Annotated in this window: 13 protein-coding genes; 6 read left to right on the top strand and 7 right to left on the bottom strand. The window is 37.2% G+C overall.

All coding sequences use genetic code 11. The features are described from left to right. Together QVB70_RS02505 and QVB70_RS02500 are read right to left on the bottom strand one after the other, a co-directional pair. The coding region (locus tag QVB70_RS02505) for a GntG family PLP-dependent aldolase (protein ID WP_287583033.1) at positions 1–827 on the bottom strand (827 nt) is incomplete at its 3' end. 28 nt (positions 828–855) lie between these two features. Further along, positions 856–1446, bottom strand: coding sequence for an L-threonylcarbamoyladenylate synthase (locus QVB70_RS02500; RefSeq protein WP_287583035.1), 591 nt, complete (start codon positions 1444–1446; stop codon positions 856–858). Positions 1447–1646: 200 nt separating this feature from the next. On the opposite strand from QVB70_RS02500, the gene QVB70_RS02495 reads away from it, so the two are divergent. Beyond that, entirely contained in the window at positions 1647–2468 is an 822-nt protein-coding gene (locus tag QVB70_RS02495; protein WP_287583030.1) for a hypothetical protein, read from the top strand. Between the two features lie 44 nt (positions 2469–2512). Here the strand turns inward: QVB70_RS02495 and QVB70_RS02490 are convergent, their stop codons facing one another. Both QVB70_RS02490 and QVB70_RS02485 read right to left on the bottom strand, forming a co-directional pair. Continuing rightward, the gene (locus QVB70_RS02490) at positions 2513–3103 is read right to left on the bottom strand and encodes an O-methyltransferase (RefSeq protein WP_287583027.1); all 591 of its coding nucleotides are present in this window, start codon (positions 3101–3103) and stop codon (positions 2513–2515) included. 208 nt (positions 3104–3311) lie between these two features. After that, positions 3312–4376, bottom strand: coding sequence for a hypothetical protein (locus tag QVB70_RS02485; RefSeq protein WP_287583026.1), 1065 nt, complete (start codon positions 4374–4376; stop codon positions 3312–3314). Positions 4377–4443: 67 nt separating this feature from the next. Here QVB70_RS02485 and QVB70_RS02480 point away from each other — a divergent pair, with 67 nt between their 5' ends. Beyond that, positions 4444–5670, top strand: coding sequence for an NAD(P)/FAD-dependent oxidoreductase (locus tag QVB70_RS02480; protein WP_287583024.1), 1227 nt, complete (start codon positions 4444–4446; stop codon positions 5668–5670). On the opposite strand, the gene QVB70_RS02475 is transcribed toward QVB70_RS02480, so the two are convergent. Continuing rightward, positions 5665–6906 carry an ATP-grasp domain-containing protein gene (locus QVB70_RS02475; RefSeq protein ID WP_287583023.1) on the bottom strand — a complete coding sequence of 414 codons (1242 nt, stop codon included), beginning with the start codon at positions 6904–6906 and terminating at the stop codon, positions 5665–5667. The two genes, QVB70_RS02480 and QVB70_RS02475, sit on opposite strands and share 6 nt — an antisense overlap. Before the next feature lie 147 nt (positions 6907–7053). On the opposite strand from QVB70_RS02475, the gene QVB70_RS02470 reads away from it, so the two are divergent. From QVB70_RS02470 to QVB70_RS02455, 4 genes are all read left to right on the top strand, one after another. After that, positions 7054–7515, top strand: a complete 462-nt coding sequence (locus tag QVB70_RS02470) for a ubiquitin-conjugating enzyme family protein (RefSeq protein WP_287583022.1) — start codon at positions 7054–7056, stop codon at positions 7513–7515. 123 nt (positions 7516–7638) lie between these two features. Further along, positions 7639–8649, top strand: a complete 1011-nt coding sequence (locus QVB70_RS02465) for a ThiF family adenylyltransferase (RefSeq protein WP_287583020.1) — start codon at positions 7639–7641, stop codon at positions 8647–8649. A gap of 46 nt (positions 8650–8695) precedes the next feature. After that, on the top strand, positions 8696–9499 hold the full coding sequence (locus QVB70_RS02460) for an AAA family ATPase (protein ID WP_287583018.1): 804 nt from the start codon (positions 8696–8698) through the stop codon (positions 9497–9499). Between the two features lie 159 nt (positions 9500–9658). Next, positions 9659–10342 carry a zinc ribbon domain-containing protein gene (locus QVB70_RS02455; protein ID WP_287583015.1) on the top strand — a complete coding sequence of 228 codons (684 nt, stop codon included), beginning with the start codon at positions 9659–9661 and terminating at the stop codon, positions 10340–10342. 135 nt (positions 10343–10477) lie between these two features. On the opposite strand, the gene QVB70_RS02450 is transcribed toward QVB70_RS02455, so the two are convergent. Continuing rightward, positions 10478–11488: a hypothetical protein gene (locus tag QVB70_RS02450; protein ID WP_287583013.1), complete on the bottom strand. Its 1011-nt coding sequence runs from the start codon at positions 11486–11488 to the stop codon at positions 10478–10480. Between the two features lie 72 nt (positions 11489–11560). After that, on the bottom strand, positions 11561–13115 hold a 1555-nt coding region (locus QVB70_RS02445; protein ID WP_287583011.1), incomplete at its 5' end, for a DNA polymerase domain-containing protein.

Genomic DNA, 13115 nt, shown 5'->3' with positions numbered 1-13115 from the left:
GGTTTAAGTTTAATAGGTATTTTTTCCAGTTCCTTTGCAATTATTTTAGCATGCATATGATCTTCCGCCAGTCGATCTATCATGTTATTTAGGGCATATATTCCAGGAGCTGCAATTATACCGGCTTGTCTCATTCCTCCTCCTAATATTTTGCGGTTCTTACGTGCTCTATGGATGAATTCCTCTGTCCCTACAATTACTGAGCCTACGGGGCAGCCTAATCCTTTACTTAAACATATTTGCACACTATCCGCATTCTCAACTAACTTAGCTGCTGGAGTTCCTGAGGCTATCGCGGCATTGAATATTCTTGCACCATCAATGTGAACAGCAACTTCGTTTTCATGGGCAATTTTTGCAAGGGTGTCAATGTTTTCCTTGGGGATAACAGTTCCGCCAGCGTGGTTATGCGTGTTCTCTATGCACAACAATTTAGGTTCTGCAAAATGAACGTTGTAGGGTCGTGTAAGAATTTCTTCTACGTCTTTTGGATTCATTGCACCATTTTTCCCTTTAACGAGAAAAGGATATGCGCCAATAATGGAGGAGAATCCTCCAGCCTCATTTAAGTAAGTATGACTTTCTGCTTCGAGGACGATACCGTCTCCACTATTAAGATGTGTCATATTTGAAACTAAATTGCCTTGAGTTCCACTCGTAACTAACAAACCTGCTTCTTTTCCAAGTTTTTTAGCTGCTAGTGCTTCCAGATGCGCGACTGTAGGATCTTCTCCCCAAACATCGTCTCCTAATTCGGCTGTCAGGATAGTTGCAAGCATTTCACGGGAAGGCATAGTGAATGTATCGGAACGCAGGTCTACTACCATTTTTACCTCACCTAAATTTGTTTTAAGATCATAAAGCGTTTTTGAGTTTTTTTAATATCTTATTAGTTGGAATAGGGCCTTCTCTTATGACTTTTGGTGGATCAAGAGTCAAGTCAAGTATTGTGGAAGGGGGCTTTTGTGGAAGAATGCCAATATCCAGATATAAATCTACCTTATTTTCTAATTGGTCAAAGGCGTCTTGTATCGAGTATGTATCTGGCTGACCAGATACGTTTGCACTGGTTGCAGTGATCGGAACGCCTGCACGTTCTACTAATGCAAGTGCAATAAGATTGTCAGGCATTCGTATACCAATTGTTTCTTTTCCTCCACTTAAGAGATCCGAAATGATTTCTCTTTTTCTTAAAACAAGAGTTAAAGGACCAGGTAGAAAATGTTGCGCTAAATTTAAGGCAGATTCTGGTACAAAAGCATAGTCCTCTGCCATCTGTAAACTTGACACGACAATATGAAGAGGTTTATTAAGTGACCTCTGTTTAAGTTGGAAGATTTTTGTGACAGCACGAGCGTCAGTCACATTCGCACCTAAGCCATAAGAAGTATCTGTAGGGAATACAACCAGTTTTCCTTGTCGTATAAAATCTGCCGCGATTTGAATTTTGCTAAATTCTATCGCCGTTTCACTTAATTTGAGTATGATTGGAGATTGTGTAGAAATAGATCTTCCTCCTAAAAATCAAAATACCCTATACGTTAACCGACGTAAATCATTTTTTCTATATATATGAACTTGTAGGATAACTCCCGTAATATCGAAATTTTTAAGTGATGCCTGAAAACAATATTTTGAGATTAACCATGCCATCTAAAAAATTATGTGTACATTTTTCTGCTGCCTCCTCACTCTCTTTCTATTGTCTTTTAAAACATGGCGTAATTCCAAATGAATATGCAGAGCGCGTGTGTAAAGGGGGCGAGTCCCTTATAGAGGCATGCATCAAGTCATATGAAATTGAGAAAGTAAAAAAGGCTATTGACGAGAACGTTACTATCAATAAACTGATTACTGTAGAAAATATGAACTCAGAAGCTCAAAAATTAGAAGATACTTCTTCAACTTCGGACGAGGAAGAGACAGATTTTCTCGAAGAATTATTACTGAAAGTTCCAAATGCTAAAAATCAACTTAAGAAGATAACCAAAACAACTCCGCCATCACCAACTCCAGCGCTACCATCAACACGACCAAAACTAACTCCGCCTCCACCACAATCAGAAAAAACGATAATAAAAACTAAGAATTACCATGATCATGCCAAAGAATACGAGTCAATGGCTTTAAAAATGCGCGATTCTGAACTCTATTCTGAGGCCGCAATAGATATCTGCTGTGCGAGTTTGGCATGGATTCTTACAGGTGAAATCCCGCGAGCTATTCAATCACTAAAGAATTTTGTAGATACACTAGATGCCCATATGAAAGAACAAGTGGGGCGACACCCTGCATTCTTGATTTCAAGAGCTCTCATTGCTGCAGCTTATCATAAAGATCATGGAAAGTTCTACGAGGCCGAGGTTTATTTGCGTGATCTATACTCAAAATTGCAATACGGAGAAGACAAAACATTTATCGCAGAATCTATAAAAAAAATTGAAGAGATGCTAAAAAACCAATGGTAACTAGATCCCGCGTTATGTTCAATTTCAATTTTCTATTTCTATTCCTAGATTTTGGTGGTAATTTCAAGACCGTCGTTGCCTACGGGCACAAATTTGCTTGAGTATTTTTTTGACGAGCGAACATAATTCAAATACTCTTTCATCGACTCTGCAAAGCTGCCTGCATTGTCTGCAACTAGTACGCTTCTCTTATGAAGTTTGTCTTCAATTAGTTTAAGATATTTAATGTATTCTCTTTTGGCGGCATCAATGAAAACTAAATCAAATTCACCTTCAAGTTTTGGAAGGATTTTGAGTGCATCACCAACTATTACATCGATTTTTGGTTTTATTCTAGCCTTTTTTATGTTCTCTTCCGCTATTTTCGCCTCGTCTTCGTCTATTTCAATTGTGGTTATTCTAGCCTCACTTTCTAGTTCTTTAGCCATTAAGATGGTCGAATAGCCAATAAGTGCTCCAATTTCCAATACTCGCTTAGGTTTGATCTCTCGAAGAACATCCATCAAAACCCTGCCTTTTTCAGGTCCAACAATTGGAAGATACTTTTTATTGGCTAGTTCTTCAATAGAATTTAATACTCTATCAGCTTGGTTCAAATTGATCACAAAAGCCATTGTAAGAAATAGAAAATTCACAGCAATTCTTCAAAGCAAGAAAGGGGGATGTTACCCACTTTGGACACCTTCACGCATCGCTGGGGCTTGTGAAAGCAACGCGGCGGGTATTATTCCCCAACTGCAAATATGTGTTGTGAAACTTATAAAAATATGGGCTTATATCATTCTGCTCTTGTATTGAATCAATGACTACAAGATGGCATAGCGTAACTTTCTAGTTAATTAGTTATAGAGACCAGTAAGCAGAATGGACGTTCTTAACTTCTTTCACAAAATTTTTCGCTTGTATCAAAATCGACTCATCATTTATCCATGTTGGCAGTGGAATAGGCTCTTCTAGAGAAAATTCAATATCTGATAGCCCTAATATTATAGATATCCATCCGTAAGGGAGTATAATAGGATTGTATCCACTTCCAATTAAAGTAATTCCTTTTGATCCAGAAATTTGCATAATTTCTCTATGAATCTCTCCCATCCTTCTTAGTCCATTCAGAGACACTCCTAAATCTGTCAATTTATCAGAGAAATGAGGATCTGAACCTCCGTTTCTAATGATTATCTCAGGCTTGAATTCTTTAACTAATGGTAAAACAATTTCTGAATAAGCTAGTTCATAGCAAGAATCGTTCCCATAAACTGGCATGGGAATGTTTACATTGTATCCTTCTCCATCTCCTCTACCTACTTCTCTTATATAACCCGTACCTGGATAGAGTGTAGAAGGATTTTGGTGAATAGAAATGAATAATACTTCAGACGTCTCAAAAAAAATATTCGCTGTTCCATCCCCATAATGGGCATCTGTGTCTAAAATCAAGATTCGCTTTATTTTCTCCTTTTTTCTTAGGTATTCTGCACAAATAGCAACATCGTTCACGATGCAAAACCCACCACCTGAGTTTGGGAATGCATGGTGCATTCCTCCTCCTAAACCCACAGCAGCCGCAGCATTTCCTTCGAGTATATATTTTAAAGCATTTAAAGACGCACCAACAACGTGCTTTGCAGCTTCAAACATGCCTGGTCGAAGTGGAGTGTCTAATGAGAGCGGTTCATATCTTTTTTCTCCTTGTCTTATCATCTCAAGATATTCTTCATTGTGAACAAGCAATAAATCTTCAAAAGAACAAGGGCTCGATTGGATAATTTTAAGACGTGGGAGTTCATCTAGACCTAATTGTTTAAATGTGATCAGAAAGTCACTAAATCGTTTCCCTCGGAAGGGGTGACCTTCTCCAAAATCATATTTTGTGAGATCTTCTGAGTACATTATCCCAACAACATTCACCCCTTGCCCTCCTCGCAACGTTACTTTCAAATATGATTAGCTTATTGTATATAAAACCGTGGGTGAAATGGTGAAATACGACGTCATAGTTGTAGGGGCAGGTCCTGCTGGTTCAACAGCTGCAAAAGAAATGGCTAATAAAGGGCTTAAGGTGATTGTTCTTGAGAAACATCGCCTCGACAGGGAAAAACCGTGTGCAGGTGGCGTAACAGAGCGAGCAATACAAAGATTTCAAATTCCTGAGAGCATTTTTGATCGATCTTGTGACAAGTTATTCTTATGCTCTCCAAAAGGTAAAACAGTTACACTCACCTATCCTGAACGTATAGTAGCTACAACTATGCGAGCCAAACTTGATAAAACTCTCGCTGATCAAGCAAGTGATCAAGGCGCCGAGTTCAGAGAAAATACTAGAGTTATTGGTATAATTACTGCAAATGGATCTGTAAAAGGTATTAAAGCAAAAACGTCAAATGGTTCAAGTGATATTTATGGAGACCTAACAGTTATTGCGAGCGGAACTCCCAGTATATTAACTAAACATCTTGGCTTACAAACAAGTAATAAACACTCTCAAGCACTTTGTTATCAATATCAGATGGCAATGGATGAAAAACTTATTGATGATTTAGTTGGCAATCAAATAGAGGTCTATTATGGATCAGATATAGCCCCTGGAGGCTATGCTTGGATTTTTCCTAAAAAAGACATTGTTTCGGTAGGCATGGGTACGTGGCTAGAGTTTTTTAAAGGGACAGATATTCGCTTAAGGGAAAGATTAGATAACTTTATCAGAAATCATTCGGTAGCAAGTGGAAAACTAGCAGATGCAAAAATACTTTACCCGCAAGCCGCTATGATTTCTTTTCTTGGAGTAATAAAGAGAAATTACGGAAACGGATTTATGGTTGCAGGTGAGGCTGCCGGACACGTTGATTTTGCAAACGGTGAGGGTATTTATTACTCGATGATGTCTGGTGAGCATGCAGGAAAAGTCGCATTAAGTGCTTATAACGCTGAAGATTATTCAGCTGATTTTCTCAGGAAATATAAAATTGCGATCGACAAAGAGATCGAAAAAGATCTTAAAGCATCCTTTAATATAAGAAGGAATATGTTAACAACTAATAAGCAGCAGGAATTTACTGTAGATACTGCTCTTAAAAACCGAGGATTCGGAGATCACCTTTGTAAATACATGCGCGGCGAGGTTTCGCCGAGTGATTTTAAATGGTATGCTTTGAAACACCCTGTGTTTCTTTTGAAAATGATCTTTGCGCGCTTTAGATCATGATTTTGGAGCAGGGATAAGTTGTCTGTAGACATTATTAGCAAGTATTTTAGCTTTTTCTATTGTTATTTCTCTTTCTTGGCCAGTAACGAAAACGGTACATACCGGATTCGACGGTTCAAGAATGATGCCTTCAACTGGTACATCTACGATATGAGGCATATTTGACAGGTTTGGAATAATTATTCTCTTTTTTGCATAAAGTATCATTTTTACGGCATAACCTTTTGATTCAAGAGCTTTTTCAGGTAAATTGCCATTAAACGCCTCAATGTGCAATTTTACTAGATTTGATGATGTAACTGCTTCTATACATTCGAGAGAGCCTTGAAATCGTGGATTAAGTTCGATTAAATAAGGTTGATCACCTCTAATAACAAAATCGAATCCATTCGAACCTAAGAGCCCTAATTTTGAACCTAATTCTTCAGAAATACTTTTTATATTATCGATAACTGTTGTTGAATTTTTTAGTGGAACAATATTTCCGCAATAGCCAAAAGGCATGGAAACTCCTAATTCTGATCTTCCAATTACTTGTTCTGTTACCGAAACAGCTTGACAATCCTTACCTGTTCCAAGTACTGAACAACTTGCATCAATGCCTTGAATAAATTCTTGAATAAGAATCTTTTTCCCCGAATTTCTTAACTCGTTATATGCCCTATGAAGCTCATCTAAATTTGTAATTAATTTAACAAAGAGTCCGCCTGCGCTTCTTGGCGTAGTGAGTACAATTGGATAACCAATATTTTTTGCAATTTCAAGTGCTTCCTCTGTTTCTTTTACTTCTATAGTCTGTGGGCATTCGATTCCTAATTTCGAGGCTAATCTATAGATACTCAAACGGTCTGAATGACTGATTATCTCTGGAGTATTTCCAATAACAGGTGCAATTTTACCAAATCGTTGCCATATTTTAGGTTCATCATCAAAACCGCTGCCTATAAGCAAGAATTTTATCTTTCCATAATAATCATCAGCCATTGTTTCGGCTAGGAGGCACATGTATTCAGAAATTGGGCGGAGAAATTTTCTTTTTATTGGATGACTTTTTCTTTGCCGTATAACTGAAAAAACATGTTCTGCAACAGACCTAAGATCTAAATCTCCAAAAAAGTCAATCGCAAGGACATCATAATTTGCTTTTTTAGCAGAAGTCGCAATGGGTCTTGCATTGAACGCAACAACTAAACAGAAGTTGCGATCGTTTTTAGAGTATGTGATATCTTCTTCCATTATCTTCCCACTAGAATAATAAATACACTAACGAAATCTTCATTAATAAATTGAAATGAAGTTCATAATGTTAGCATCATTAGAGAATATTGTTAGGACATCTATCTCAAAAAATTATCATATTAAATCTAAATCTAGGGGGATTAATTGAGCTTAAGTGAAGAAGATTATTGGGCCAGGCTGGCTTATGAAGCAAAACATGTTAAAAGTGAAGAACCTGGGTTCAAACCTGAAAAAGGGGATATTCGTAAATGGCATGGTTTCATCCTTGGTACTGAATTGTACGAAGGTGGGGTTTTTCAGATCGAAATTGAAATCCCTAGACAATTTCCTTTCGCACCTCCACATGTAAGATGGCTCACAGAAATCTGGCATCCGAATATTTACAAAGAAAAAGTTTGTGTTGGATTACTAGGTAAGGATTGGTCCCCCTCAAATAGCTTAGTTGATGTCATTGAGACTCTTAGAATATTATTAGCAGCGCCAAACCCTGCAGATCCTCTAAACACTTCTGCTGCTAATCAGATGGAAAATGATCTAGAACGCTTCAAGAAGACTGTTAAAGATTTTATTGAGCAATATGCTACTTGGGAAAAATTACAAAATTGACAAACTCTCTCAAAATAAATACAAATCCATTGTGCATCCTATTTTTAAGTTTTAATAATTGTTAATCTGCTAATCTAAAATCAAGAATCTCTGGGATGATTGTGTCTCCTTTCGGTGATCAAAATGAGTGAAAATGGCGATAGATATCATAGGCAAACTATAATGCCGAACTGGGATCAAAATAAGATTTCTAATGCTACAATATTCCTTGCTGGAGTTGGAGCACTTGGATGTGTTGTAGCAGAGATATTAACTATGATGGGTGTTGGTAAATTGGTAATTGTGGATTTTGATACTGTTGAACTTTCAAATTTGAACCGTCAATGGCTATTCCGTGACGAGGATATTGGAAAATCAAAAGCTTTGGTCGCAAAAGAACATCTTAAAATACTAAATCCTTCTGTCGATGTTATTGCCTTTAATCAAAAGATAGAGGACATTCCAGATCGTATTTATGCAATGTGCGATCTGATTGTTTCCTCTTTAGATACCTTTGAGGCACGCCGCTGGTTAAATTCAATGTGTGTTTCTGTAGGAAAACCATTAATTGATGCAGGTCTTTACGAATTCTTTGGTCATGTTCAGGTAATTATCCCTGGGTCAGATGCTGCATGTCTTGAATGTCAACCCCTAATCCCCGAAACTCGATTACAGCAAGTTTGTACCCTCCCTGGTGAACCGAGGAAGAAAGAAAGGGATGAACCGAAGGAGGTATTTCCATCTGTTGGAACGATTTCTGCCGTAATTGGAGGAATTATGAGCCAAGAAATTGTGAAACTGCTATTAGGGCTTGGGAATCCTATTGGATATCTCTTTTACGATGGTCTTTCTGAAGAATTCACAAAACTTGATCTTAGTAGAAGATTAGATTGCTTTGTATGTGGTGAAAAGTGGAAACTTGATGAATTAAGATATTTCGCAGAAGGAGATGAAAAAATAGGCGAACTACGGAAAAGAATAGCATTGATCTACGGTCTCGCTGATCCTACAATGATAGTGGGAACAAAAATAGTTGATGACGAAATGAGTATTACTGAAGCGGAAATATCTGAGCATGCGCTGATCTTCGTTATAGATGCGACTGTGGCTAAACCGATACGAATAAGAGTTGTCTTAACTCATAATTCTGTTTGATATTATAATTTTTTTCTAGAATCAAGATTAATTGGAAGGAAATCTAATGTCTTTTAAACTAGCTATCGTTGGCAAAGGGGGTGTAGGAAAGACCTTTTTAGCGGGAACTTTAGCAAGGTTATTTGCGAAAGATGGTAAAAATGTTCTTGCAATAGATGCCGATCCTAATTTAAATTTGCATGCAACATTAGGCGGTATTTCTAAAACAAAGATGAAAAACCTAACACCAATTCGCGAGATGAAAGACCTCATTGAGGAGAGGACGGGCGTTCCTGCAGGGACGTCAGGCATGTTTGTTCTAAATCCAAAAGTGGATGACATTCCTGATAAATATCATGTTAAATCCGAGGATGGAGTTAAACTTATTGTTCTTGGAACCATCAAGACTGCTGGAGGCGGCTGTATCTGTCCAGAAAGTGCTCTTTTGCGCGCATTGTTAAGCCACATTATTTTACATCGCGACGAAGTTGTTATAATAGACTTTTATGCAGGTCTTGAGCATTTAGGGCGAGGCACAAGTAAAGGCGTTGACGCTATGATAATTGTCGTGGAACCAGGAACTAGATCGCTCGATCTAGCAAAAAGAATCAATTCTCTTGCAGCAAGTCTTGGAGTCCCTCGACGTTATTTCGTTGGAAATAGAATTTCAAATAAACAAGAAGAGGAATTCCTGCTTAATTCAAGCAAAGAGTTAGAATTGGAGTTATTGGGGCTCATCCCTTATGATACCGAAGTAATTCAATCCGATATTAAAGGCATAGCGCCAATTGACTTTGCCCCAGAATGCCCAGCGCTCGTTGCGATTCAAAACATCAAAGAAATACTAGAAAAGAAACTTGCTTCTCAGTGAAATAAGAGCTATCGGGCAGAATTGAAGTATTGAACATCTAGATTTTTGCTAGGAGTAATTCATTTCAGGTATATCTAACGTATTGCTAGAGATAATACGAATATTAAATACTTCAATCTTAGTTTGTAAATGTATAATCACTTTTTGACGGCGACAAAAATGACTCAATCTGAAATTGAAGTTGATGGAAACATCATTATCAATGGAAAGGCGTATCCTGCTATTGAACTTCTAAAAGCAATTAACAGGTCAGTCGCACTTTCTTTCGATAATGAAACTGCACAATTGATACTTAATGATATGCCTATTAAGCCGGTTAATAGTTCTACAAGAAAAAACGTGTTTTCTCTTTTATGTTATCACAGCTTAGCGTATTGTTGCCCTAGAACTCATAAATGTGATAAACGTGACGCTACATTGAAAATGCTTAATATCTCGCCAGATGAGTATTCTCGTATTAAAGATGAGCATCATTCACTTTTTCTAGAATTTGAACACACGCATTCACATACCACTTACAGTGAGAATTCACCGTCACGTGTTGATGATAATTTAGATCTTTCATCCTTTTTTGGTAGTCCAAATGAAGATTCAAAGACAGAAAAAGAAAATACAGAGGATTTCCTTAAGGAATTTCTCTCAGGGAATGATTTCGACAGCAATAGTATGTGGGATAGTTCTTTAAACCAAAATGAAGTCCGTTATGGAAGAAAAAATGTTCCTCCATCAACAGAAACAGGTTTACGTAACTTGAGTTATTCTGGCAAATGTCCACGCTGTAGAAAGCGAAACTCTCCTGATGATAAATTCTGTTCTCGTTGTGGAGCGGAACTTAGAGATTAATAAGTTCTTAAATACTCTAAATTGCTCCCTAATCAGCCGTTTTTCAAGAATCATCCAATTGGCGAGACTCTATCCAAGTCTAGTAGCATGATCAACGAAGTGTGGTCTTATTCAACTAGTATACATTGAATCTTGTTAAGTTAATCCAAGATGGAGTTCTCGTCTCTCCTTGTAAGTCTGAGGGTAGCCCTCTAAAAGGAACAGATACGTAGCATTAATGTCTGCTTTCATTTTTTCTAAAGTCTCAATTTCTGGGTCCGTAACTCCCCAATTGAAAATACTATACTTTCTTCCAATTCGATTTAAATCGCGTGTGAAAGCTAATTCTGAAAGAACTCTTTCATAATCTGGGGTTTCAGGCTGTGGGAGTGTAGCTGTAAGCGGTAAAACATTGAATAATAATTGATCTGCAATATCAGATAACTTCATCACGTCTTGTCCAAAAAATTTTTTAGCTCCTTCAATATAATCGGTTTCGGGGTCAATATCGACGGTAAGGAGAACTTCAATATCTGGATTTAATTCCTTGATTGAACTTGTAGTGTTAGAAAGGAATGTAGTTATTTTATTGGCTCGCCATTCATACCATTGAGAAAGGATGTCCGGGTCATTGAGTAATGTATCAAACACGAATTCTCTCTCTAAGTTCGTTAATTCTGAAAATTCTTTTCTACATGTTTCACAAAAACAAAACTCTTGTCTAGCAAATTGATTATCCATCAGTATAATACCATTTATTGGATATGTGAGGATTTCCTTGATTACAGCCATAAGATATTTCCAGTACGACTCTTGGACGGGGCATACGAAAGTGCCTACGGGAGCTCTGGTAATACCAGATCTATATGCACCATATTTTGGATCCTGAGCAAAATAATTGTCTACAAAGGTTGAAACTATTGCATAAGCCTCTACGGCGATGTCAGAGGCAATCTGGGTAAAGGAAGAGAAAAATTCGGAATAGCGATCGTCGCTCGGTGCGCTCATACTTCTATAAAGTGTGTATCCAGTATCTCTCTTCGCCATTAACGCAATTCGCTCTAAAAAACTCCCATAACTCGCGAAAAACTCATCGGAAGTCTCTTTAAGCGTATAAGGGTCAAGTACGGGGATATGTCCTCTTGTTAATATTTCACGGAGTTCCATAAGATCACCATTAATTAGAAATAAACCATAAGAGAACTATGCAATTCTTAGATTTAACATTTTCCGTCTCTATTACATAAAAAGGTCAAGTCTTCTTATACCGATAATAGATCCAAAATCTACGTTTAATGCGTCAAGAACCTGTGTGAAGATACTTTCAACATGTTTTTTGTATTTTTCTGTGTCTATTTCATCAATCGAAGCTATTTCAACAGGTTTTACACCAGGCTCCCCCCTCACCTTCACAAATGAAATAATGCTACCAGGCTCGATGTCTCTGTTCAATAATCTTGCAGCCTTTACATGTTGAGGTGTCGTCTTTTGATAACTTTTCAAGTTTCTAGTCATTTGAACACGAAATGCGAGTTCCTCTAATGAATATTCGAGATTTTTCAATTTATCTAGACATGTCTTTACTATCGTACGTATTTTGTTTCTAGCTATTTCGAAGTCATCTTGAACTTTTACTTCCGAAAGCACATTCATCATTTCGAAAAATGCGTCTTGAAGGAATAATGGAGTATGACGCTTTTTTCCCGTCAGTCCTTTAATATCCACAGAGCCGCTTTCATATACACCTAGATAGTTCTTTTTTCTCCCTGAAAGAGCAACATATCTGTAAATCTTGTCAATATCTAAATCAATATCAAGAGTGTGTTTGCACCATTGCGTAAGTTCTTCGATTTGGGACTCTGAAGGATTTTCTAAGAATACAGAGTCAGTATCTCCATAGATAACAGAGATATCCATTTTCTGAGCCTTTTCGATAGTTTGTGTAATGATAAATCTTCCGAGAGCTGTTGTACTTTCAGCCACCGGCAGGCAATATAAGGGAAAGTGTTCTGCGCCAAAGACGCCATAGAACGCATTAATAATAAGCTTTAAGGCCTGTTGAATAACATAGTATAGTTCTTGTGTTTCTTTGCCTAACGTTTTGTTTTTTGACTGTGGCTTAAACCATTTCAGTCTTATGTCTCTTAGAAATCCAATAATAAGACCTGCAAGGCCTCGTTGTTTTTTACAAACCCAATGGTCTGTATCCGGTATAAGATTTTGTTTACATTCTGGATGTGTACACCTTACAGTCTCATAACTAAGGTTATGGACTTTTATAATGGAAGGATACAAGCTATTTCCAGTTACAGCTGGCTTGCCATTACGTCTGACAATAACAGTACTGTTAGGAACTGCAACACACCATACTTTTCCGAAATAATTCTCTCTTTGTATACGATTATGCTGACCGTTAAACACATTTTTTCTTGTATAACTTAAAAGGCAGCGATAACTAACATGATCTTTGTATACGGTGTCAAAAATCTTACAATCTCGTACTTCTTTTCTTATTGCACAACCATATCCGAGTCTAAGCGCAAGTTCTTGAAAATCGTTTGCTCTTTCCTTATATGTAGAGGAAAAAGAAAGACATTTTCCTTTATACCAACTTCCGTCTCCTAAAATCATGGAATCAAATAGAAGTTTTAAATGTTTTTTTTCAAATCCAAGAATTTTTCTTGGAATTCTCTTCTTATAAGAACCATTTTCTTCGATTAATCCTTTTTCTTTGACCAACCAGTTCTTAAATTCCCTTTTGAATTTAACATTGTGAATTTCGAATACTCTATGG

The organism is Candidatus Borrarchaeum sp. (genome assembly GCF_019058535.1).
In the GTDB taxonomy this organism is placed as follows: Archaea; Asgardarchaeota; Sifarchaeia; order Borrarchaeales; family Borrarchaeaceae; genus Borrarchaeum; species Borrarchaeum weybense.
This window is presented reverse-complemented; position numbering and strand designations above follow the sequence as displayed.

Bases quoted from the DNA above. Each gene is read 5' to 3' on its own strand.
- QVB70_RS02495 (WP_287583030.1), top strand. From the start codon at position 1,647: ATGCCATCTAAAAAATTATGTGTACATTTTTCTGCTGCCTCCTCACTC.
- QVB70_RS02480 (WP_287583024.1), top strand. From the start codon at position 4,444: ATGGTGAAATACGACGTCATAGTTGTAGGGGCAGGTCCTGCTGGTTCA.
- QVB70_RS02475 (WP_287583023.1), bottom strand. From the start codon at position 6,906: ATGGAAGAAGATATCACATACTCTAAAAACGATCGCAACTTCTGTTTA.
- QVB70_RS02465 (WP_287583020.1), top strand. From the start codon at position 7,639: ATGAGTGAAAATGGCGATAGATATCATAGGCAAACTATAATGCCGAAC.
- QVB70_RS02460 (WP_287583018.1), top strand. From the start codon at position 8,696: ATGTCTTTTAAACTAGCTATCGTTGGCAAAGGGGGTGTAGGAAAGACC.
- QVB70_RS02455 (WP_287583015.1), top strand. From the start codon at position 9,659: ATGACTCAATCTGAAATTGAAGTTGATGGAAACATCATTATCAATGGA.
- QVB70_RS02450 (WP_287583013.1), bottom strand. From the start codon at position 11,488: ATGGAACTCCGTGAAATATTAACAAGAGGACATATCCCCGTACTTGAC.